Origin of the sequence: Psychromonas arctica (assembly GCF_038155225.1) — a bacterium.
GTDB classification, from domain to species: Bacteria; Pseudomonadota; Gammaproteobacteria; order Enterobacterales; family Psychromonadaceae; genus Psychromonas; species Psychromonas arctica_B.
This window is the reverse complement of sequence record NZ_JBAKBA010000002.1, coordinates 28,557-52,532: the sequence shown is the minus strand read 5'-3', so window position 1 is coordinate 52,532 and position 23,976 is coordinate 28,557. Positions and strand designations below refer to the sequence as shown.

At 34.8% G+C, this 23,976-nt stretch carries 21 protein-coding genes; 10 read left to right on the top strand and 11 right to left on the bottom strand.

Annotated features, from left to right (window positions below; genetic code table 11):
- Nucleotides 1-2 precede the first annotated feature (2 nt).
- From V6255_RS01460 to V6255_RS01445, 4 genes are all read left to right on the top strand, one after another.
- A complete protein-coding gene (locus V6255_RS01460; RefSeq protein WP_341626549.1) occupies nt 3-1,649 on the top strand; it encodes a PfaD family polyunsaturated fatty acid/polyketide biosynthesis protein in 1,647 nt (548 codons plus the stop codon).
- A 30-nt stretch (nt 1,650-1,679) separates the two neighbouring features.
- Nucleotides 1,680-2,105 carry a VF530 family protein gene (locus tag V6255_RS01455; protein WP_341626548.1) on the top strand — a complete coding sequence of 142 codons (426 nt, stop codon included), beginning with the start codon at nt 1,680-1,682 and terminating at the stop codon, nt 2,103-2,105.
- Nucleotides 2,106-2,158: 53 nt separating this feature from the next.
- Complete coding sequence (locus V6255_RS01450; protein ID WP_341626547.1) at nt 2,159-2,617, top strand: GNAT family N-acetyltransferase; 459 nt, start codon at nt 2,159-2,161, stop codon at nt 2,615-2,617.
- A 94-nt stretch (nt 2,618-2,711) separates the two neighbouring features.
- Nucleotides 2,712-3,227, top strand: coding sequence for a VF530 family DNA-binding protein (locus V6255_RS01445; protein WP_341626546.1), 516 nt, complete (start codon nt 2,712-2,714; stop codon nt 3,225-3,227).
- 353 nt (nt 3,228-3,580) lie between these two features.
- Here V6255_RS01445 and V6255_RS01440 read toward each other — a convergent pair whose 3' ends face one another.
- The 3 genes from V6255_RS01440 to V6255_RS01430 all read right to left on the bottom strand — a co-directional run bounded on the left by V6255_RS01440 (nt 3,581) and on the right by V6255_RS01430 (nt 6,236).
- The gene (locus V6255_RS01440) at nt 3,581-4,741 is read right to left on the bottom strand and encodes a hypothetical protein (protein ID WP_341626545.1); all 1,161 of its coding nucleotides are present in this window, start codon (nt 4,739-4,741) and stop codon (nt 3,581-3,583) included.
- Nucleotides 4,742-4,915: 174 nt separating this feature from the next.
- Nucleotides 4,916-5,509 (bottom strand): hypothetical protein, encoded by a 594-nt coding sequence (locus V6255_RS01435; RefSeq protein ID WP_341626544.1) that lies wholly within the window; start codon nt 5,507-5,509, stop codon nt 4,916-4,918.
- A gap of 157 nt (nt 5,510-5,666) precedes the next feature.
- Entirely contained in the window at nt 5,667-6,236 is a 570-nt protein-coding gene (locus tag V6255_RS01430) for a DUF2057 family protein (protein WP_341626543.1), read from the bottom strand.
- A gap of 991 nt (nt 6,237-7,227) precedes the next feature.
- Between V6255_RS01430 and V6255_RS01425 the strand changes: the two genes are divergently transcribed.
- The gene (locus V6255_RS01425) at nt 7,228-7,413 is read left to right on the top strand and encodes a hypothetical protein (RefSeq protein WP_160061884.1); all 186 of its coding nucleotides are present in this window, start codon (nt 7,228-7,230) and stop codon (nt 7,411-7,413) included.
- Nucleotides 7,414-8,049: 636 nt separating this feature from the next.
- Here V6255_RS01425 and fbp read toward each other — a convergent pair.
- Together fbp and V6255_RS01415 are read right to left on the bottom strand one after the other, a co-directional pair.
- Complete coding sequence (gene fbp / locus V6255_RS01420) at nt 8,050-9,054, bottom strand: class 1 fructose-bisphosphatase (protein ID WP_137297410.1); 1,005 nt, start codon at nt 9,052-9,054, stop codon at nt 8,050-8,052.
- 359 nt (nt 9,055-9,413) lie between these two features.
- The gene (locus tag V6255_RS01415; protein ID WP_341626542.1) at nt 9,414-10,706 is read right to left on the bottom strand and encodes a DEAD/DEAH box helicase; all 1,293 of its coding nucleotides are present in this window, start codon (nt 10,704-10,706) and stop codon (nt 9,414-9,416) included.
- Nucleotides 10,707-10,998: 292 nt separating this feature from the next.
- On the opposite strand from V6255_RS01415, the gene V6255_RS01410 reads away from it, so the two are divergent.
- Complete coding sequence (locus V6255_RS01410; RefSeq protein WP_341626541.1) at nt 10,999-11,364, top strand: periplasmic thioredoxin of cytochrome c-type biogenesis; 366 nt, start codon at nt 10,999-11,001, stop codon at nt 11,362-11,364.
- Nucleotides 11,365-11,495: 131 nt separating this feature from the next.
- The gene (locus tag V6255_RS01405) at nt 11,496-11,834 is read left to right on the top strand and encodes a hypothetical protein (protein ID WP_341626540.1); all 339 of its coding nucleotides are present in this window, start codon (nt 11,496-11,498) and stop codon (nt 11,832-11,834) included.
- Between the two features lie 165 nt (nt 11,835-11,999).
- On the opposite strand, the gene V6255_RS01400 is transcribed toward V6255_RS01405, so the two are convergent.
- A complete protein-coding gene (locus V6255_RS01400; RefSeq protein WP_341626539.1) occupies nt 12,000-13,022 on the bottom strand; it encodes a Gfo/Idh/MocA family oxidoreductase in 1,023 nt (340 codons plus the stop codon).
- A 203-nt stretch (nt 13,023-13,225) separates the two neighbouring features.
- Here V6255_RS01400 and V6255_RS01395 point away from each other — a divergent pair, with 203 nt between their 5' ends.
- Both V6255_RS01395 and V6255_RS01390 read left to right on the top strand, forming a co-directional pair.
- A complete protein-coding gene (locus V6255_RS01395; protein ID WP_341626538.1) occupies nt 13,226-15,427 on the top strand; it encodes a Tex family protein in 2,202 nt (733 codons plus the stop codon).
- Nucleotides 15,428-15,604: 177 nt separating this feature from the next.
- Nucleotides 15,605-16,300 (top strand): tRNA (adenine(22)-N(1))-methyltransferase, encoded by a 696-nt coding sequence (locus tag V6255_RS01390; protein ID WP_341626537.1) that lies wholly within the window; start codon nt 15,605-15,607, stop codon nt 16,298-16,300.
- A gap of 196 nt (nt 16,301-16,496) precedes the next feature.
- On the opposite strand, the gene V6255_RS01385 is transcribed toward V6255_RS01390, so the two are convergent.
- Nucleotides 16,497-17,252, bottom strand: a complete 756-nt coding sequence (locus V6255_RS01385; RefSeq protein ID WP_298940984.1) for an SDR family NAD(P)-dependent oxidoreductase — start codon at nt 17,250-17,252, stop codon at nt 16,497-16,499.
- Between the two features lie 934 nt (nt 17,253-18,186).
- On the opposite strand from V6255_RS01385, the gene V6255_RS01380 reads away from it, so the two are divergent.
- Nucleotides 18,187-18,729 (top strand): NUDIX hydrolase, encoded by a 543-nt coding sequence (locus V6255_RS01380; protein ID WP_137297418.1) that lies wholly within the window; start codon nt 18,187-18,189, stop codon nt 18,727-18,729.
- A 139-nt stretch (nt 18,730-18,868) separates the two neighbouring features.
- Here V6255_RS01380 and V6255_RS01375 read toward each other — a convergent pair whose 3' ends face one another.
- The 4 genes from V6255_RS01375 to V6255_RS01360 all read right to left on the bottom strand — a co-directional run bounded on the left by V6255_RS01375 (nt 18,869) and on the right by V6255_RS01360 (nt 23,691).
- Nucleotides 18,869-20,419, bottom strand: coding sequence for a cryptochrome/photolyase family protein (locus tag V6255_RS01375; protein ID WP_341626536.1), 1,551 nt, complete (start codon nt 20,417-20,419; stop codon nt 18,869-18,871).
- 47 nt (nt 20,420-20,466) lie between these two features.
- Nucleotides 20,467-20,664, bottom strand: coding sequence for a DUF2256 domain-containing protein (locus V6255_RS01370; RefSeq protein WP_425355895.1), 198 nt, complete (start codon nt 20,662-20,664; stop codon nt 20,467-20,469).
- 61 nt (nt 20,665-20,725) lie between these two features.
- Nucleotides 20,726-22,276, bottom strand: coding sequence for a deoxyribodipyrimidine photo-lyase (locus tag V6255_RS01365; protein ID WP_341626535.1), 1,551 nt, complete (start codon nt 22,274-22,276; stop codon nt 20,726-20,728).
- Nucleotides 22,273-23,691, bottom strand: coding sequence for a DASH family cryptochrome (locus V6255_RS01360; protein WP_341626534.1), 1,419 nt, complete (start codon nt 23,689-23,691; stop codon nt 22,273-22,275). Before V6255_RS01360 ends, V6255_RS01365 begins: the two co-directional genes overlap by 4 nt.
- Between the last annotated feature and the right edge of the window lie 285 nt (nt 23,692-23,976).

Genomic DNA, 23,976 nt, shown 5'->3' with positions numbered 1-23,976 from the left:
TAATGACGCAAGCAGTGAATAAAACGCCATTGATCAGCATTAATAAAGTGAATGTAGATTGGAACTGGTCTGTTAAAGAAGCGAACTTAAAAAAAGATGCAACAAATTTAAAGAGAGCATTGTTGGCGATAGATAAACCGCTCTATTTTGCTAAATTACAAGATGATATTGCGGTATGTCATGAGCTTGCGAACACCAACAATGATGCACAGGCACAAAGCTCAGTCATTGCTTTTGCACAAGCGATTAAAGCAGAAGAATTAGGCAGTGGAGCCTTTAAAAAGGCACACAACGTAAAATATGCTTACCATGGTGGTGCAATGGCAAATGGTATTGCTTCCGTTGAATTGGTTATTGCCTTAGGCCAAGCGGGTTTCTTATGTTCATTTGGTGCAGCAGGGCTAATTCCTGATGTCATTGAAGACTCCATTAAACGCATTCAAGCAGCATTACCTCACGGTCCATTTGCGGTGAATTTAATTCATGCACCAAGTGAAGAAGCATTAGAGTCAGGTGCCGTTGAACGTTTCTTAAAGTTAGGTGTAAACACTGTTGAAGCATCGGCTTTTTTAGCTTTAACTGAACATATTGTGCATTACCGTGTTGCAGGGCTGTCACAAAATGCAGACGGTAGTATTAATATTAATAACAAAGTAATTGCCAAAATATCACGTACTGAAGTGGCTGAGAAGTTCATGTCACCGGCACCACAAAAGTTTCTGGATAAGTTATTAGCAGCAGGAAAAATAACAGCATTACAAGCTGAGCTCGCGCTAAAAGTGCCGATGGCGGACGATATTACTGCAGAAGCTGATTCTGGCGGGCACACGGATAACCGTCCATTTCTAACGTTACTGCCGACTATTATTAAACAGCGGGATCAAATTCAAGCTAAATATAACTATATGGTGCCGCTACGTGTTGGTGCGGGTGGCGGTATTGGAACACCTGAGTCTGCACTCGCCGCCTACAATATGGGAGCAGCTTATATCGTATTAGGTTCGGTGAACCAAGCTTGTGTAGAAGCAGGGGCGTCAGAGCACACTAGAAAATTATTAGCCAATGTTGAAATGGCGGATGTCACCATGGCACCTGCTGCTGATATGTTTGAAATGGGTGTTAAATTACAAGTGGTAAAACGTGGTTCTATGTTTGCTATGCGAGCGAATAAGCTTTATGAATTATATAGTAACTATGCGAGTATCGAAGACATCCCAACACTTGAGCGTGAAAAAATAGAAAAACAAATATTCCGTCAAAATTTAGATCAGGTTTGGGAAATAACCAAAGCATTTTTCCATGAGCGAGATTCAGACATGTTGGCAAGAGCAATCAACGATCCTAAACGTAAAATGGCGCTGATATTCCGTTGGTATTTAGGCCTATCATCACGTTGGTCAAATATTGGCGAAAAAGGACGTGAAATGGATTATCAAATATGGGCAGGCCCGAGTCTAGGTGCGTTTAATAGTTGGGTAAAAGAGTCTTATTTATCTGATTATGAGCAGCGTAAAGCGGTTGATATCGCTTTACACTTGTTAACCGGTGCAGCCTATTTAGCACGAATAAACCAACTCAGCTACCAAGGTGTTTCAGTCCATAGTAGCTTATTAAATTATCAACCTGAGCATTCGTTCGTAACACCATAAAGTACGATCCAATTATTAATAAGGCATTAAATGACCGTTAAAAAACAAAACAATCCATTATTTGGTTTGAAGCTTGAAGTGTTACTGACTGAACTATCAGACCATTATACTTGGCCTGGTTTAAGTGAAGCGCTTTGTATTGATCGCTTTAATTTTCATACTGGGATGAAATCAACGTCTAAATTTTTACGCAATAACCAATGGGCTCGTGAAAAAGTAGAGGTGTTTTATTTATATGAATTTAAGGCGTACCCATATCCTGAGCCTAAGTTTTTAGCCAAACCGCCAAGAGATCGTAACATTCCGGAAGATCAATCGCCTGGAGAACCTAATACGATTACTGATGCATTAATCGATCGTGTTGATATCGCATGTAAATACCGTATTTATGACAAAGTAAGTACGATTAAAGAAGAGCCAGTTTATGACCCAAGTAATCCTTGGGGCGTTAAATAAAACAGCTTATTAAGCTTGTATATATGCATTAGCGTTAGAAAAAGGAATAGAAAATGTTTGCTTGGGAAGTTAAGTTTTTTTCAGAGCTATCGGCTTTACGGTTATATCAAGTCTTAAAATTACGACAAGATATATTTGTACTAGAGCAAACGTGCTTTTATTCAGATATGGATAATCTAGATCAAAAATCAATTCATGTTCTACTCATATCAGAAGAAGATGATGACCTAGTCGCTTATTGTCGAATTTTACCCGCTGGTTTATCTGATCCTGATGTTGCTATAGGCCGAGTTGTTGTTGCTGAATATTCACGTAATCAAGGTTTAGCTAAAAAGTTAATGAACAAAACAATCGAGTTTATTAATGAAGAGATGCAAGTGCCTGTCATTAAAATTTCAGCACAATCCCATTTACAAGCCTTTTATCAATCACTTGGGTTTGTTACTACTTCTGAGCCTTATGATGAAGATGACATTGAACATGTCGATATGAAACTAACTATTTCAATTTAACAGTCAAGCAAGTTACGCTTATTTCAAATCGCCTGATATAATAAACTTTCAACATAAATGATTTACCGATTTATCCTTAGGAATACAAATAAAAATGTCTGTTGAATTACAACAAAACAACCCACTTCATGGTTTAAAAACTGAAACTTTATTGACTGAATTAGTCGAGCATTATGGTTGGAAAATTTTATTTGCAGCAACGCGCTTCAAGTGTTTTGACATCAATCCAACGATTAAAGGTAGTTTAAAGTTTTTGCAAAAAACAGAGTGGGCTCGCTTAAAGTTAGAGAGCTTTTATTTATATCGTTTTAAACGTATGCCAAAGCCTAATGAAGTCGAGTTTCACTTAGACCCTAGAGAACGTGGCTTTGAGCATGGTATTGTGCCTCTATCTCCAATGAAATTAACTATAGAGTCTATTGAATTGTCTCAAGCTAAAGCCGCTTCAGCATTCCAAGAACGTGAAAATGATAAACGACAAAGCCGTCATCGTCATTCAGAGGTGCGTGGTCAAGGCAGCAAGCACCCAATGCGAGATAATAAAGTAAATACTAATAAACCAGAAAAAGATGAACCTACATACGATCCAAGTAATCCATGGAATACTTAGTATTAATGCGCTATTTTTTATCACTGATTTAGTTCGGTTATGCTAATCAAGGTTACTTATTACTTGTGGCTGTTATAACAAATTGTGGTGCTTGTAAAATAAAAAATCATATAAAAAGGGAGTGCTAATTAATGTTAGTGCTCCCTTTTTTGCATAAGCTTAATATTTACTTATATTGTTTACTTATACCAATAATAATAAATAGCTTATCTATTTTACTGCTTAAAATAACTCGCATTCTCGTTGTAAATTTCGTAAAGTGAATAGCCATTTACGCCTCGAATTGAACTGTTTTGCCAGCGCAAAATTTAGATAACATATTTAATGTAATCGGTATTATAATTTTCATATACTTACCAAGTAATACCTGCACTTAAATTATAACGACGATCGGTTTCAGTTGAACGTAATGAGTTAACGCCTTCTTCATAAGTAGCAAAACCAATTCTGAACATATCTGCAGTATAAGTGAAGCCTGCTGTGTAAGATCCTTGATATAAGCCGGTTAACAAATCTAATGCAGACCATCTATTCTCAAAAACGCGAGCAGAAATACCAATGCGAAGTCTATCTTCAAAGTCATTATTTTTAGTTGAAGCAAAGCTGCCAGTGGATGAATCATAATACCTGGTTTTACTCGCATTTAACGCATCGATATAATCGATAGCAATAACCGTCTGTTTAGAAAAAAATAATTGGGGCTGAATAGAGGCTCCAAAGTTAACTGTCATGGGTTGTGAGCCATAATGGCCATCAAAATCTAATTCACCTATATTAAGTATACTCATGCCAAAAGAAGGTTTAATATTTGTATTGAGCTGATAAATAAAACCTAGATCCACACTTGTTGCCACACCATCATCTTGTAAGTCGTTTTTAATTTTTCTTGTTAAATCATCTTCAAATATTAATTCTGTCGCAGTTAATATACCTTCATAAGATTGTTGTGTGATAACTTTTAAACCTAAGCCTAATGAAAGTTCACCTACTTTTGAAGGCTGGAAAGTATATGTTATCGCTCCTGTTAAACCACCATAAGTTCTAGCTTGTATTTCTACCTCATCAGAATAGGGAGTGAAGTTGACATCAAGAGCAGCTAATAAACCAATTGACCAAGTATATTGACCACTTTTTTTAGTGATTGAACTATAATTTGAAGCATCACCGTGTATTGATTTTCCTGAGTATTTAGCTATTTTTAGAACTACTTCAAAACGGTCATTCGTGTCTATTGCATCATTTAAATCAGCAAAAAATGGACCGGTATCTTTGTCGCCACTTGCTTGTATTGTAAATAACTGGATCATTAAATCATCGTTATTGCTTACTTTTGCAATACCAGCTGGATTTGAGAAAAGAGAACTACTATAACCTCCGACTGATACATTTGTACCACCCATTGCCATAATACGTTGATCTTTATATAAATAATTAAGCTCAGAGGCGTGTGGTGAAATGATAGGTAAAGCAGATAAAATAGCCAATTTAAGCAGTGAATTCTTCTTCAATGTCATTACAAAACATCCTTGTTTAAGCTAAACAGTATAGGGAGATTGCTTTTAACTACATAGAAAATATCACATAAAAAACAAAATAACACAAAAAATAGATGTATTTTTATACGATTTTGTTTGTCTATTAATTCTTATTGGTATTTCTACTCTTAAACAAGAATGCATTAACAAAAATTAGCTTTTTCTTTTTAACATTAAAATTTGTTTTATTAACTTTGATTTCTCTAACTTAGCTAATTCAGTAACTTGTAGATCTGAATTAATTAACGATTGAATTTCAGCATCGTCATCTACCGCTTGTGTTTTTTGGAGTAGATCATTTAGTTGCTGTTGAAGACGTTTATTTTCAATCTTGTATTGTTTAAGTTGCTGGTGTAATTGCTCATCATTTCCATTGTTAGTTTTCCCCGCAAAAATCAAAGCTTCTAATGTTTGATTTAAAGGAACTTGTTTAGCTACTTTTTTAAGTTGTTCTCCGGCTTTTATAGAAAGATTGAAGGTAAATAATTTTTTTCCGTTATCACTATCTCGTGATTTTTTACTACGCCAAGCTTTAAACATTTTATTACGTAATTCTCGACCTTCAGCTGATGTCTCTAGTAATTGACAAAGTTGCTTAAACTTATCCTCGCTCATATCATTAAGATCTAAGTCAATTCCATCGGTCAGTGTTGTTAGTAAGTCACTCTTAGGCCTCAAATAGTTTTTTACCCAAAGACTATTGGTATCGTTCCATTGGAAGCTCGCAGGGGTCTCAACAGTGACCATATGAATCTCCTTGTGTTTTCTTATCTATTAAGTTTACAAAATTAGAATTAAAGCTCATAAAACAGAAGCATAATAAGTGTTAATTGAAGGATATTGTTACCTTTTTAACGCTTTTATGAGATCTAAAAAAATTAAAAAGGTATTTAAAAATAATTGGTTATTTTGTTTCGCTATTTATTAACCACATTTTAAATTGTTTTTTCTGTTCAATATCAGCAGCTTTATATTGTTGGATTAAGCTATTAGTTGTTATTTTCTTAACCGAGTTTGAAGTCACCTCGATATCATTGTCATTATTATAAGTGCTAACTAAACCTTCAATATCACTATAAGGAATAAAGCCATCTCCTTTTAGTTGTTCTGCCGCTTTAACTTGATATTGTTCTTTTTCATTTTCCACGAACCACTCTAGCCCTGTTCTTAACTTTTGAGATGCTTGTGCATAACTATATAATTTATTAGTGGTTATTTCGGTTTTTCCTTGAACATCAACAGTAAGGATATAAGGTCTACTTTCTAATAAGCCTCCATCTCTAAAGTTAGTTGAATACTTAACAACAACTTGTTGATTACCGTCTTCGGCTTTGATATTTTTTACGCTTAAAAATGAACTTGAGACTTTTGCTCCATTTAATGCTAATACTTGGATATCCTTGCTTGCCACTATCTCACCAGAAAAAGCAAAAGGGCTGATTGCTAATGTTAAAAATAATCCTGTGAATTTCATGTGTTTTCCTAATTAAAGTGTTTGATCAAAATAAATCGTATAAATGACATCAATATGACAGATCATTAAGCGCTTTGGTATATCAAGATGTGATCTATCACAATAAAATTAAAATAATGTTTAATGTCAGTATAAAGATTGATCATTATCATCCTGAATTGCTTCGTTTACGGTAGCTTGCTTTGCAATATTAACGCAACAGAATTTCAATTGAATAAATTTAAGTTATTATAAATATTGATACTCTTCTGCATTAAAACCCAAATAATAAAACAAAAATTATCTAAAAGAATCCCGCATGGTTAAAATCATTAAAATTTTATTCTCTAACATTGGTACTTAAGTTTGCAATAGTCATCGGAACATTGCTGGTGTTTATATGAGACCCTGTGCCAATATATCTTCACTTTTGATATTAATTTTATTAATATTTTTGAAATATTAGTGGTGCTTCTCGTTGCCATTATAACTGGTACTATAATTTGCGCGGTGATCGTTGGCGACTTAAATCAAAATAATGACGAGATTGTTAGCAAAATAAATTAATAAAATATTTGTTACGTTTTAACACTAAAGCTTGATTATTGTGGTGTTGAATTTACTTTTAAAATATTGTGGCGCGAATTAAACATTAAATTAATACCAATTAGATTAAATAAGTGATCTAAATTTTTAGCAGTAAAAATGATTTAGTTTAAAGCGTAAATTGAGTACTTCAAAGATTAACTCGGTTAATCGTCATTCGAGAATTAACTAAAAGTTGTTAATACTTTAATTTTTTCCTTTTACGAAATCTATAACGAAGAGATAAGTTATTTTAACCAGTAAAATAGATCAGTTAATTAGAGTGATTGGTATAACAATACCATTACGTTAAACAAAGGAAGTTAAATAAAATAAGGTATTGAGGGTATCAAAGTAAAAGTATAACTTAAGAAAATTATCTCTTTGCCGATAAATAATTAGAGGCCATTTAAATCAGAGGAAAGTTATGGATATCAAAGTACTTGCTAGTGTATTGACAGAGCAAACTAAAATTAACACGCTAGATACTGTAAATATTAGTTTACATAAAAAGAATATAGATCAAACAGAGCGTCATGCAACACAGCTGTTAGAGTCTATTCCTCCAATTCCTGAAGGTAGTAAAGGAAATAAAATAGATACGGTTATTTAATTTATAAAAAATATATTTAGATATTTTATACTAGTTGATTGTTTTGATTTAGTGTTGATGTTCACTATTTTATTTCTTTTAATAAAGATTAAAATAAAGTAATAAATCATACAAATTAGATGTGTCGTTCAGTATATAAAGATCAATATATACAATACATTTTTACTGTTCTATTTTTATTGATTATTAACTTGCTAATATCATCCATTTAAAACTTTCATTTTATCTTTATTGAATAACATCTAATGCCAATTACGTTACATAAGTAATCTAAATTTTAAGCAGGAAAAATAACTTAGTTTAAGGCGTAAATTGAGTCTTTTCGGATATTAATTTCGTTAATCACCTGTCGGGGAATGAGCTAAAAAATGTTAATACTTTAATTATTTGTTCTCTTTACGAAATTTACAACAAAACAATAAGTTATTTTAATCAGTAAAATAGATCAGTTAATTACTTTGATTGGTATAATAATCTACTACGAGTAAAATTTTTTATGCGTTGTATCTTGTCTATACTTATTGGTTAAACATTCCCGGTAATTTATCACTACATAAAATGAAGATAAAAAAATACCAAACATTAGTTTGGTATTTTATCGAGTGATATAGATATCTACTGAATAATTAAATGAAATTAACCTTCAGGGTTATCTTGTATCATTTTTTCAGCCGCTTTTACCATATCAGCACTACCACACATGAATGGGACACGTTGATGTAGTTCAGTTGGGTCAATTTCCATAATACGCTTAGAACCTGTACTTGCAATACCGCCTGATTGCTCAGCTAAGAATGCAATTGGGTTACATTCATATAATAAACGTAATTTACCTTCAGGTGCTTGTGCAGTAGAAGGGTACATAAATATGCCACCCTTCAATAAGTTACGGTGGAAATCTGCTACTAATGAACCAATGTAACGAGATGTATAAGGACGATTATCTTCAGGGACTATTTCTTGGCAGAATTTAATGTATTTTTTAACACCCAATGGGAATTTTAAATAATTACCTTCATTAATCGAGTAACATTTTCCTGTGGTCGGTTGTTTCATATTCTCATGTGATAAATAGAAGACACCTAGAGAAGGATCACATGTAAAGCCATGAACACCATTACCTGTTGTATAAACAAGCATTGTTGAAGAACCATAAATAACGTAACCTGCAGCAACTTGTTTAATACCAGGCTGTAAGAAGTCTTCAAGGATAACAGGTGTACCGACAGGGCTAATACGTCTGTATATTGAGAAGATAGTACCTACTGAAACATTGACATCTATATTAGAAGAGCCATCGAGAGGATCCATTAATACAACATATTTACTATTTACGCCACGAGCACTGTCAAAGCTTACAAAATCATCTTCTTCTTCAGAAGCTACACCACAAACTTCTCCGCGCGCTTCAAGTGCTGCTTTGAATTTGTCATTTGCATATAAATCTAATTTTTGTTGTGTTTCACCTTGAATATTTTCAACACCGGTTGAGCCAATAATATTGGCAATACCTGCTTTATTAATTTCACGGTTAACAATTTTAGAAGCTAAACGAATCGCTCCTAATAAACCTGTTAATTCCCCGCTAGCTTCTGGGAAATCATGCTGTTTTTCAATTATGTACTCGCCTAAAGTGATCATATTTTCTCCAATAAGTGTTGGAATTTATTATAATGGAAATAATAAAAGTTGCTTGTCAAAAGGTGTGAGCTAGTTCTGATTAATTGATTTATCAGGCCTATTGTATTACAAATAAATAATTGATGTTTCTATGTCATATGCAACACCGATTATGTCTTTTTACCTTACTAGTAATAATGACAAGATCACAGGAACATTAGGTTTAATTTAGTTTTAATGGGAAGGGGTCGTTGTTATTTGCTTTATTTGTATATAAATTAGGCGATATTTAATGGTGAGATTATCTGTATATGAGTTATCTTCCCTTAATAACTAAGGGAAGATAACTAAAGCTATTTTAACGAAAGGAGTTAAAAGGCTTATCTTGCTTTTCTGGCTTTATTCTTTGCTTTACGTACAACAGAAGGTTTACTTTCTGACTTACGTTTTTCTATTAATTGATTACGTTCTTGTGTCGCTTTATAACGACTCTTTTTAAACGTTTTTCCATCTTGCTGTACTTCAGTTGCACTATCAAATTCATATCCAGGATATACAATACGATCGAACTTTCTACCGATTAGCGATTCAATGTTATCTAAAAATTGCTCATCCTTAGGGCTAACTAATGAAATTGCATGACCGCTCTTGCCTGCTCGACCTGTTCTTCCTATGCGATGAACATAGTCTTCCGCTAAAAACGGTAAATGAAAATTAACAACATGCGGTAAGTCTGGAATATCTAATCCACGAGCTGCAACATCAGTAGCAACTAATACACGAACACTACCCTCTGAAAATTGTTGAATCGCTTTATTACGAGCACCTTGTGTTTTATCGCCATGACAAAGCGCGGCTTTAATACCATCTAACTTTAATTCTTGGGCTAGTAAATTAGCACTTTCTTTCGTGCCTGCAAAAACTAAGACTTGTTTCCAGTTTTTCACACCAATCAATTCAGACAATAATTCACGTTTACGAACTTCACTTACCCAGTAAACTTGTTGCTTTACTTTGCCTGAGGTTGAATTTTGTTTAGACGTTTCAATATTTTTAGGCGTGTGTAATAACTTATTCGCCAGTGTTTTTACTTTATTTGAGAAAGTAGCTGAAAACATTAATGTTTGATGCTTTTGCTTAATGATGTCAGTGATTTGTTGAATATCCGTTAAAAAGCCCATATCGAGCATACGGTCAGCTTCATCTAAGACTAAATGCTTGATGTGTGCTAGATCAACTTGTCTCGCATTAACATGTTCAATTAATCGACCAGGTGTTGCAATTAAAATGTCGACGCCTTGTTTTAGCATTATCGTTTGAGGGGATACATTTGCACCGCCCGTGACAACACCTGATGTTAAAGGTAGAAATTGACTATATTGTTCAACATTCTTTGCTACTTGCAATGCGAGTTCACGAGTCGGTGTCAGAATAAGTACTTTGATGGTACGAGAACGACCAATATTGTCAGGCTGATTTTTAGCTAAGATATCCAATAAAGGTAACGTAAATGCTGCTGTTTTACCTGTTCCGGTTTGTGCACTTGCCAATACATCGTGACCCGCTTTAATAATTGGAATCGCTTGTTGTTGGATTGGGGTTAGTTTTGAATAACCACATGCTTTAACTGCTTTTAATAGATTTGCAGATAAACCTGCTGCATCAACACTCATAATCACACCCTAATTTGTACGCTATAAAATAATCGCGCAGTATAACAAACTCTGTTTTGTAATGTATTAAAAACATGATGTGAATGTTGTTAAGTTTATATTCGCTATTTTAAATTATAATTGATGACAAAATATAATAAATACGTTTAATTTCATGTGAATAGATAGCACTTATTATTCGAATTTAGGATAGATAATTGGTACTTATATGCTATTTTTTATTTACAATACAAACCATTACTGAATATGATGACTTGCAGCGAATATTCTTAATCTTATTTTGGAAAATATTATGTCTAATACCTTACCCTCTATTTTACCGGCTACGTTCTATGAAAAAGTACAAAACCAACACAGTTTTGTATTAAATGTTCTGGCTAGTTGGTGTTCTGATTGCACTGAACAACAAATTAATATTCAAGCATTTTCGAACCTTATGGCAGAAAATCAATTAGAAGTATTACAATTAACGGCCCAAAAAGAGAAGGGTGTGTACATTGATGCTGATCATCAAGTATTAATTGAGCAACTAGGCGGGCACGGTTATCCTCGTACTGTCTTAGTATTGAAAGGACAAATTGTCAGCAGTGATAATGTAGAAGTGATTTCAGAGAGTGATTTAACGAAACTGGCAAGTACTTTTAAAAACTTACTGTAATACGTTTCCTTTATTGTATTTCTACTCTATTGTATTTTTGTCCATTTTAGCTGTTATGAATATTTTACTCACCTTTTCATCTGGCTGTTGCAGTCTAAGCGATGATTTAAATACACATTTTAAGGATCAAAATGTCAGCAACTAATGCTTTTCCTGAAAATAGAAAAATGACGGTAATATTCAGAATCGAGCCAGGCTCCCTAGGCCCAGATGGTATCGAGCACGTTACTGAGTTTTGTTTATTTGCACAAACCCAATTACAAGCTTGTTCAGTGGAATATTTGAAATGGTTTATTGAACCTCGTTTCGATAAAAGCTTAGGTGAAATCAATTTCCAACTTAATAATAAAGCATTAACCCAAGAGCAAGCAGAAAAGTACCTTACTGTACTGGGTGAAAGTTATGAACATTTTGAAGATCAGCTTGAAAATAATTTAGAAGCGATGATTGACCAATATTTTGGACGTTAAACCATCAAGTTTAAAGTAGTTAAAATGGTTAAAGTGAATGAGCCACTCAAAAATAGGTGAATGGCTTTAGTTTTAGATTCATATCTTCTTAATATTACTTGGATTCAGATCATACCAATCTGGATAAATAAATAACGAGATAATTACTAAGATTGGTATTATTTATTAGCGCTGTACTTTATCTGCTGGAAATACTATCCCTGTCTGTTTACGTACTTCATTGATGATTTGAGCAGTTAGTAATGAGCGTTGTTCAAAAACAGGGTTTATTTCAGCCTTAGTAATTTGCTTCACAAACGCAATGCTTTCATAGGACATACTGTTATCAGACTGAGGTTTTGTTAAATCTACTTCAGTTTCAGACTGGAAAGAATGATCTTGGTGAATTATTTGTTCACATTGACCTACATGTTTTATCAATAATGACCCTGCTTCACCTTGAATTTCACTAAACTGGTTTGACGCTGATATTTTAGAATGATCAATTGTCACACAAAAATCGCCATAATCTAATAGTACACTACCACATCCATCAACACCTGAATCTAATAGGATAGCTTGTGCTTTAACTGATCGTGGTTTGCCAAAGAGTGCGGTGGTTAAAGCAACACAATAATAACCAATATCCATGATCGAACCGTTAGAAAAAGCGGGGTCAAAAGTATTCGGTTTTTTACCTTCAAGGTAAGCAGGATAGCGAGATGAATACTGACAATAATGAATATGTGCTTTACGAATTTGACCTAACTGAGGAAGCGCATCTTGAATAACAGCAAAATTAGGCAAGTGAGCTGTCATATAGGCTTCAAAGAAAATAACGTTGTTTTCTTTGGCTGTTTTATAGAGATCTAATGCTTCTTGATAAGTTGAACTTAATGGTTTTTCGCAAATAACATGTTTACCGTTCTCCAACATGTGCTTGCTTTGTTGATAATGTAGAGAGTTAGGGCTTGCTATATAAACTGCATCAATATTAGTCGAAGTCGCAAGTTGTTGTAAATCATCGAAAGTCTCAATAATAGCGTCAGCGACAGAAAACTTTGCTGCGAATGTTTGTGCTCTGGTTAACTCCCGAGAATAAACGGCGCTTAATTGCATCACCTGTTTATTACCTTGCGGAGGATTTAGTGTGCCTTGAATAAATTTTTCTGTGATCCAATTAGTACCAATTACAGCGAATTTGATCATCAATGACTCCAATATTTATATTCAGGAATAGCCTTAATATATTTTCAAATATCAGCATTGAAAACAGACTTTTAGCTTTAAATTTAGCCATAAATTAACTAAATCATCAGGTTATTAACCTTAACAATAAAATCGCATCGAACAAAGTAACAAAGTGTGATAAATATAATGGCTAATTATCTGAATATATAAAGAATAATAATATGCCATCATCTACAGTCCAACTTGCCGAACTCTTAGCTAAAGAGTGTCAAATCAACACTAAACAAGCCGAAAGTGCGATTCAATTATTAGATGATGACAATACCGTGCCATTCATTGCGCGTTATCGTAAACATTTAACGCAGTCACTGGATGACAACCAACTGCGCTTGTTAGAATCTAAATTGAGTTACTTTAGAGAGTTATCGACGCGTAAAACCAGCATATTAAAAGCAATTGAGAGCCAAGGTAAATTAACAGAATCACTGAAAAAAGAAATTGAATCAATTCAAGATAAAGTAAGTTTAGAGCATTGTTATGCCCCTTTTAAATCGGTACGAGTAAGCAAATCAAAACTCGCTACAGATGCAGGTTTAACTCGTTTAGCTGAACAACTATGGGCATCCCCTAAACAATCTTTAGAACAAATTGCAGCACGTTACATTAATGTTAAACATGGTTTTACAAACAATGAAGAGGTTTTAGAAGGGGCTCTAGCGATTGCGGTTGATAATATAACCCAAGATATTAAGTTACTTGGTTTACTAAAACAGCATTTATTTGAGCAAGCTATGTTCACTTCAACGGTTGTTAAATCTAAAATTAATGAAGCCATAAAATTTAAAGATTACTTTGAATTTAGTGCTCGTTTAAATCGCTTACCAGCACATCGAGTTTTAGCCATGTTACGTGGTAAGTCTGAAGGGTTTTTACGCTTAAAAATTGATGCAGATCCCTTCCAAAAAGATAAGAAATCTTATAGCTATTGCCAAACCTTGATTGCTAAACATTTGAATGTATACCTCAGTAAAGAAGACCAAACATCATGGCATCGCAAAGTGATTGATACTGCATGGCGTACAAAGCTATTAGTTAGCCTTGAAAAACAATTTTTAGTCCAATTAAAAGAGCAAGCTGATGCAGAAGCTATTGAACAATTTGCTAATAATCTAAGTGCTTTATTGATGGCTTCTCCCGCAGGTGAAAAAGTGACATTAGGCTTAGACCCAGGCTTTAGAAGTGGTTGTAAATTAGCGGTTGTCGATAAAACAGGTAAGTTATTAGATACAGCGACTATCTACCCACACCAACCACAATTACAAACAGAACAAGCTAAACAGATGGTTAATAAGTTCATTACACAATACAAAGTAGAGTTAATTGCCATTGGTAACGGCACTGCTTCTCGTGAAAGTGAACAATTTATTGCTGATATTTTGAAGTCATTTGGTCATGATATTCAAGCCATTTCAGTGAGTGAAGCAGGCGCGTCGGTTTATTCTGCTTCGCAGTTAGCTGCAGATGAATTTCCTCAACTTGATGTAACACTGCGTGGCGCTGTTTCTATTGCTCGACGTTTACAAGACCCATTATCAGAACTGGTTAAAATTGAGGCAAAAGCAATTGGTGTCGGTTTATACCAGCATGATGTTCAACAAAAACTATTAGCGAGTCGTTTACAGGCTGTAGTAGAAGATTGCGTTAACAAAGTCGGTGTTGACCTTAACACGGCTTCACATTGTGTGTTAACACATGTCGCCGGGCTCAATGCGACGATAGCTAATAATATCGTCGAATATAGAGAGTTAAATGGGCGTTTCAATTCACGAGATGCCTTAAAAAAAGTCCCTCGTTTAGGTGCAAAAGCATTTCAGCAAGCTGTTGGTTTTTTAACGGTAACGGGTGGTGATAATTGTTTAGATGAAACTATTTTGCATCCTGAACAATATGCAACCGCTAAGGCTCTTGCTACTTTTAATCGTAAAACATTGAAAGAAGTGGTGTTAGCATCAGACACCATCGAATTAACTTTACCAGCAAGTAACGGACAACATGCCGTCAGTGGTGAAACCTTACAGCAACAATATCAAGATGTGATGACTATTTTAAAAATGTCTCGTCGTGACCCAAGAGATCAATTTAAAACGGCTCAGTTTGATCAAAGTATTCATAAGATAAGTGATTTAGAAGTAGACCAATTATTACAAGGTGTAGTGACTAACGTCGCTAACTTTGGTGCTTTTATTGATTTGGGAGTCCATCAAGATGGGCTAGTCCATATCTCTATGCTCAGCGATCGCTTTGTGGATGACCCACATAAAATAGTGAAAGTAGGGCAGATTGTTAATGTGAAAATAGTGAGTGTTGATGTTGAACGCAAACGGATCGCATTAACCATGAAAGCAATACAACAACCGGCATGAGTTTCTATGACGGAGACTAAAATATCAAAGTAACTTAGATATCAAAGTAGCTTAGATATCAAAGTAGCTTAGATATCAAAGTAACCTAAATATCAAAGTAATTTAAATGCTTGGACTCAAATAGTAATTAAACCTATTTTTTAAAAAATAATATTTAACAAAACGACCTAATTGAAAATGAAAATAAATAAGCGCTTATTAAGCCTGTCTGAAATGGTGGATGACCATTATGACCTAGTCTGGGATTGTTGTTGTGACCATGGTTTATTGGGCATTAAAATATTAACCAACAATGTCATCAAAGAAGTTAATTTTGTTGATGTTGTTCCAGATATTATTAATCAATTACACGATAAATTAACAACTTACGGCCATCATTTACCAATGGATGCTAAGTGGCAAACACGTTGCGAAGATGTCGCTCAATTACCATTATTTGACCGTTATAAATCAAATCAACTTCAAGCTAATCAATTGGTAATTATTAGCGGTGTCGGTGGCGAGTTAATGGTTGAAATGTTAACCCGTTTAATGAGTCGTTATGCGGGGTTGAATATCGACTTTCTTTTATGCCCAGTACACCATACTTATAAATTGCGTCGTACATTGATTGAGTTAAATTTCAAATTAAAGCAAGAGCAGCTAGTGATCGAAAATAAGCGTGGTTATGAGTTAATGTTAATCAACCAAGGTCAAGGTGGGGAGCTTACTTTAACAGGTGATCAGTTGTGGCAACCTCTCGATGAGCATCAGCAATATCTTGCTAAGTTGATTACACATTATCAACGTATTGTTAGCGCTAATGGAGATGCTGAACCATTGGTTCAATCTGCACTGTCTGACTATCAAGCTTTATATCATAAGTTATTTTAGCAGTGAAATAGGTTAGTTAATTAGCCTAAAATGTGAGTAACTAAAATCTAGTGTGATTCGTGTATTACATTTTCGAAGGCGTTTAAAATAATAAAAAAGCCACATAATCAATTATGTGGCTTTTTTATTCTGCATTAAAACTTATTATGACAAATAAATTTTAACGCTTATAGATCGTCTACATTAACTGTATCGACTAAATACCTAGAGCTTGTCCGCCACCGATTTGAATCGTTTCAGCTGTGATGAACGAAGCATCTTTACTTACTAAGAAAGAGATAACACCAGAAACGTCTTCAGGTTGACCTAAACGACCCAACATGATGCTGTCTTTCCAAGAAGCGAAAACTTCTGGTTTAGTATCTTTAATTTGTTGGTGGAATGGTGTATCAATTGTACCTGGAGATACCGCATTTACACGAATACCAGCTGGTGCTAGTTCTTTAGCTAATGCACGAGTTAATGTGTGAACAGCAGCTTTAGACGTACCGTAGATACCTGCACCTGGACCACCAGCATTCCATGCAGCGTTTGACGTGTAGTTGATGATTGAACCACCTTCCGTTTTTTTCAAGAATGGAATCGCAGCACGTGAAACAAAGAATGCACTGTCAAGATTAAGCGCCATTACAAAACGGAAGAATTCAGTGGTCATTTCTTCGATTGGGCTACGACCACCTAAACCACCAGCGTTATTGATAACAACATCGATTTGACCGTATTTGTTACCGATAGCATTAACGTTTTCAGTTACTGCAACATCGTTAGTTACGTCAAAACCGTAGTATTCAGCTTCAATGCCTTCCGCTGTCAATTCAGCAACACGTTGTGCGCCAATTTCATCTTCGATACCGTTAAGAACAACTGTGTAACCATCTTGACCAAGACGTTTCGCAACGGCGAAACCGATTCCACCAGTAGCACCAGTGATTAAAGCAATTTTTTTAGACATATTTATATTCTCATTGACTAGTTAATAGATAGTTATGCCATGGGCATTAAGGAGGCAGTCAAATATTGCACAGATAAGCTGACATAAATGTGGGTATTAAAGAAGAAATTGCGATTCTATAAGACACAATGTCTGTCTTGCCATTTTATCAACAAAGGTGACTACCTTTTTTATTTGGTTGATATTCGTTGTCATGTAATTCAAATAAACGTCAACCTTAGACTCAGTAGTATTGTATTACAAATAATGAATTTGTAAAATCGTATTCTTCTAATGTTCACTGTCATTCAAGTGATTTTTTTATCGTTAACTTAATAAAAATATGGCTGATATATAAACAGATAGGTTAATCGACGTTGTTATAAAATGTTTGTTTTTTATGATTTAATTATTGCTGGCTTTTATGTAACCTTATGTATTTATGGTGTTTATTTTTGATTTTGACGTGTATTAATAGCTAAGTGTAAGAATGGAATTGATTGGTGAGTCATTTACTTACAAGTTTTTATTGCTTATTTTATAAACAATAAAACAAGCGTTAAAGACTTTGTTTTCATCTATGAATTGTGATCTAAGCCTCAAGAATTAAGGCTCTATTTGTTCAACATAAAGGCATTTTAAAGGAAATAACAATCATTACTATGAGTTCGATTATTGAATCAGTGTTAGTGAAGTTAATATTAATGATGTCGTTTTTTAGTTTATTCATCACTAGATAAATAAAAAGGTAACGTGATCGATTAACTCATAAATTATCAAATAGAAATATAGAAGATTATATTTGTTGCTTTGCTTTGGTTTCTTTGGTCAGCAGATTACCTCATCAACATACCTCTGTTTTATCGATTAGTAATTGGGTAGTATGCGCAGTCTTTTTCACAAATTGCTCAACGCCATTAACTTGGTAAGCAATTTATTTTATTTAGAGAATGTTATGCGTTTATTAAAACGGGTGGTTCACCCAGCGATTACTGAAATTGATTTAACCCCAGATCATCCTGATAGTTTTACTCGTATTGCGACTCGCGCCATCGTCATCAAAAATAATAGAATTTTGTTAATGTACACTCAGCGTTATAACGACTATTCATTGCCTGGTGGTGGTGTTGATGAAGGTGAGGAGTTGATTGAAGGACTAAAGAGAGAATTAAGTGAAGAAACAGGGGCTCTCGATATAAACAATATTAATGAGTTTGGATTATATGAGGAGTATCGTCCACACAAAAGTGATAAACACTATGCTGAATATTCAATAATGCACATGCTGTCTTACTGCTTTACCTGTGATATTGCTGATCAACTTGGTGATAGTAAGCTAGAAGATTATGAAATCAATAATGGCATGAAGGTTTGTTGGGTAGATATTGATGACGCGATTAATCATAATTTAAATACCATTAAAAATGATAAAAAGCAGGGGTTATCCATTAAAAGAGAAACGTATTTAATGGAGCAGATTAAAGATGCATTGTTATAAGCTTGCCTATAAATAATGCTAGGAATAAGTCACTTTAACAGTTTGAATGGTTTTTAATGACTTTATTACTGCACTTATAACCTGAATATAGTATTTTAAATCGATGCCATAAATGCAGTAATAAACAGACAATAACCTTCTATAAATTATCTAAATTCTCTAATAGTGTACTGGCTTTTTCTCTGATTTCTATTTTTTGACTTGGGTCTAGCTTATCCCAATTACGGATAGGGAAACTCATTCGGTGATTTGAGGCAAGCTGCTCATAATTCTGATCAATAAAATTCCAATACAAACTATTTAATGGGCAAGCATCTTCGCCCAGCTTTTCTTTGACGTTATAACGACAGTTTTTACAGTAATCACTCATTTTATTGACATAGTTACCGCTCGCCGCATAGGGCTTAGTTGCAATCCAGCCACCATCTGCAAACAAGGCCATACTGCGCGTGTTAGGTAATTCTACCCACTCGATAGCATCAATATAGATGCCTAAATACCAGTCATCAACTTGGTTAGGGTCTATGCCTGCCAATAAAGCAAAGTTACCCGTGATCATTAGACGCTGAATGTGATGCGCATAAGCATGTTCAAGCGACTGTGAAATAGCACTTTTCAAACATTGCATTTTTGTATCTGCATTCCAAAAGAAGGTCGGTAAGTCTCTATTTGCGGATAATGCATTTTGTTGTGCGTAGTTCGGCATGTTCATCCAGTACATACCTCTGACATATTCCCGCCAGCCTAATATTTGTCTAATAAATCCTTCAATCTGGGAAATCGTAATCTTACCCTCTGACGCTTGATAAGCCGTTAAAGCAGATTGAATGACCTCCATGGGATTGAGCATTTTACAGTTCAATGAAAAACTGAGACGCGAGTGATATAAGCTCCAAGCGTATGGAGAGGCGACGGTCATTGCATCTTGAAAGTTACCGAAATTAGGCAACTGATATTGACAAAAATAGTCGAGTAATTGCAAAGATTGTTGACGATTTATTGGGTAATCAACATTGGTTGATTCATACCCTATCGTCTTGATCTTGTGATGTTTGATGCGTTGTAAGTATGCTTCAGCGGGGTTAGTGAATATTAATGGTTTAGGGATAACCTTCAGATCTGCTTTTTTAAATGTTTGTCGATTATTTGAATCAAAGTTCCATGCGCCGCCAACGGGTTTTGACCCCTCCATTAAAATAGAAAACTCTTTACGCATAAAACGGTAAAAATTCTCCATTCTGACATGAGTTGCTACTTGAAAATGTTGTGGTAATTGGTCAAAAGGTAACAGGAAGTGTTCAGTGTCTGCTTCATAAACCGTTAATCCATCTTGAGCGGGAAGATTACCTAGTTGTGACCATAAACGATACTCATCAGGTCGTTGAAAAGTAAAACTTTCACATTGGTAGTGAGTGACTAATGACTTTATTAAATGTGGAAGGTCTTGATATTGGATCGACTCATCTAACGTTAAGTAACAGACTCGATGGCCTTTGCTTTCAAGCATTTGAGCAAAATCGGCCATTGCTGCAAAGAATGAAGTTATCTTTTTGATATGGTGCTTAGTATAACTGGCTTCTTGGTGAAGCTCTGCAATGACATAGATGACATCATCATCGATTTGCTTGAACCAACTGTGCATAGCATTAAGCTGATCACCTAATATCAGTCTGAGGTGTTTGGCTTGCATGGTATTTCCTTATTTTATTACACTTTAAAACTAGAATGAAGATCGCTTTAATTACTGCTAGGTTCACTGTTTAGCTTATTTTTTAGTTTGTTAGGTTTTACGTTACTTAATGTTTTTTTGTTTCTACGACAACGTTCTGAGCAATACAGAACACTATCCCAACATGTTTTCCATTTTTTACGCCACGAAAAGTCTTTTTCACAAGTAACACACGTTTTATGTGGCAGTAGTAATTTTTTATGCATGGCATTCGTCTTTTATGTTTGTACTTTATGGCGTTATTTTATAGTTATTACCTTACGGTTTTTATTTTAAGTTTTTTTTAATCGTTTTCTTTTTACGAACATGTTTTGCAACGATACGTGCGCCTTCATTTTTACTATCAGCGCGTTTTTGAAAACCCCATAATAAATCTCGAGCTATTTTGCCTGTTTCGTCAATATCGACCATGGGTAAAGGATAGGTTTCATCCAGTTTAAATTGATAGAGTTGTTCTTCCATTGGCGTTATCAACCAAGGTGTATGGACGATCTCTTTTGGTAATTCTGATAATTGTGGTAACCATTTTTTAATGAATATTCCGTCTTTATCTTTGTCTAAAGACTGTTTTACTGGGTTATAAACTCGAATAATATTGGTACCAGTGACGCCTGACTGCATTTGAAACTGCGGATAATGGATACCCGGTTCAAAATCGAGAAATAGGGCGGCTAGATGGGTTACACCTAAACGCCAGTCAACTAATAAGTGGTGACATAAAAAGCTCACTAACATCGCGCGCATACGAAAATTTATATAACCGGTTTTGATTAAACAGAGCATGGAAGCATCGACAAGTGGGTAACCTGTTTGCGCTGTCTTCCATTTGCTTAGTCGCGTTTCAATACTTAGACCACAATGATCTTCTGGGTAGCTGAAACCTATGTAAGCTCTATTAACTGGACGCCATTGCATTTCATGTTCACTTTCAAACTTCTGTATAAAGTGACAATGCCAATGAAGTCGAGAGGCAAGGCCATCAATGGGTCGTTTCCAGCCAGTTTCAGAACGTTTTATTAATATGGCCTGATAAAGTTGTCTTAAACTGATATTTCCCCAGGCTAAATAAGGTGATAATCGAGAGCAACTTTTTCGACTTGCTTGTGGTTTAGAAATATTAAAATGATAGTTTTTACCTCGAGCTTTTAGAAAGGATTGTAATATTTTCTGCGCCCAACGTTCTCCACCTGTCAGCATATATTGATCGGCTGTGTACCATTCAACAGGTAATACTGATTGAGGAAGTTGTGCTAGAAATTGATGACTAACAAGCGTTGTATCAGATAACGGAGGTTTAGATAAAACATCTCTCATGATCATGCGCCAATCATTATCCCAGCCTAATCTATTTTCTTTGCCGCGTGTTACGGCGCCGGATTTAGTTTCTTGCCATGGAATATGTTGTGTTTTACACCATTGTTTGACTGCTTTATCTCGCTCGAACGTGGATAGTAAGCCGGTTTCTTGGTGACTAAATAATCCAGTGATGGTAAATGATTGTTGAATGTGGAAGAGGCCATCGATGGCATGACCAAGATAGACATAGACTTGAGAGTTAAATTGATTAAGTTGATCATTGAGATCTTGTATTGATTGCAACACAAAACGCCAATGACGTAGATCGTAATGAGGGTCGTTAATTAAAAAAGGTTCAAATACGTAATATAAAATTGTTAAACCAGATTCAATGGAATGATTCAGAGGTTGATGGTCCGTTAATCGGAGATCACGCTTTAACCATACCACGTTGACCGATGGTTTCTTGGCGAGTTGCTCGTCCATCCTATTCATTGTTTCACTAGCGATGCCATTAATCATTTAACGTTGTTTCTGCTAACTGGACTTATTGTTGATGCGCTTACTGCTACTGAGCTTACTGTTGCCGAATCTGGGGAAATAGGCCAATCAGAAGCATCTACAGAGTCTAGTATTTGATCTAAATAAGCTGTGTTATTACTTTTATCTATCCACTTAGCTTGGTAATCACCATTAAGATCATGCGTGTTGGTTTGTTTTTTGATATTAAAATGGCGTCCTCCACGAGGGTCAACACCCACACCTGCAATATACTGCCAATTACCCCAATTAATAGCCGCATCATAATCAATGAGTTGTTCTTCAAACCATGCGGCACCGTAACGCCAATCAACACTGAGTTCGTTTACCAAGCAACTTGCAACAATCTGTCTTCCTCTATTACTTAAAAACCCTGAGTGTCTAAGTTCATTCATACAAGCATTAACTAAAGGATAAGGAGTTTTACCTAAACACCATTTTTTAAATCGTTCTGGATAAAATGTTGTAAGGGGAGCTGACCCAACAAGACCTTTAAATTGATACATCTTTGCACCCACTTTAAAGTGAACCCATTGGAAATAATCTCGCCACAATAATTCAAGGTATAAACTTTCAGTAGATTTATTACTTTCAACAGTCTGCTCATAGTGCTTAATATGCTGCATTACTTGCCTAACAGAAAAACACCCATAGTTAATCCAAGGTGATAATTTACTGCTATTTTCCCAACCATCGAGGCTGTTTCTCACTTCCTTATAAACACTTGGATTTTCTGATGTAAAGTATTGTTTGAGATGTTTTAATCCTTGCTGTTCACCGCCTTTGAATATATGACCTTGTTTAGGTCTGCCTATTATTGAAGCTGGTGAAGACTCAAGCTCATAAAGTGTCACTGAAGGTGCTGATTGGAACATACAAGGCAATGTGTTAACGTTTGAGCTAGGCTGTTGAATAGCGATATTGTACATAACCTTTCTGAACTTTGAATAACTTGCTGGTAGATTGTTAACATCAAAAGGTAAGGAATTTTCTGTAAATAAAGTGAATTGATCTACTCGGTTAATCGTTAATTGAGGGTTAAGCGTATGAAGCTTTGATAACAATCTGTTTTCATCGGTGCCTGGGACTTTGGTTGTAATAAGATCCGTTATTTGGAATTGTTCACAGACTTTATTCAAATTCGAAAGTGTGTCGCCATAAACGATATAAAGCTTTTGCCCAAGTGCTAATAAATGTTGGTTAAAGTCATTTAGACAGGCTTGAAGAAACTGCCATCTTTTTTCACCTAAGGGTTTAGATTGAAACTTGTTTATTTGAAACCATTTTTTGTCAATGGTGTACACGCAAATCAATTCATTACTTTGACTAGCCAATTGAAGCGCTGCATTATCAGCAATACGAAGATCTTTGGTTACCCAATATAATGTACGTTTCATTTCTACAATTCCATTTAAAAAATTCAAAAAAATCAAAAATAATATGTAATGAAAAATTATACGAATAAAGGATGTGATGGGATCAACATTAGAGTGGGTTTGGACATTTTTTGAGGTCTTGTTTTGAGGTCCTGTGCACTAACATTAACAATTAAAAAATGAGGAGGATTTTATTGAAGAAAATCAATAGTAACTGTTTATAGTTACTATTGATTGTTGACTATTGTCGGTGTCGTGGCAGCTTGACAGCCTATTGCTAATTTATTCTATTACATAAATGATACT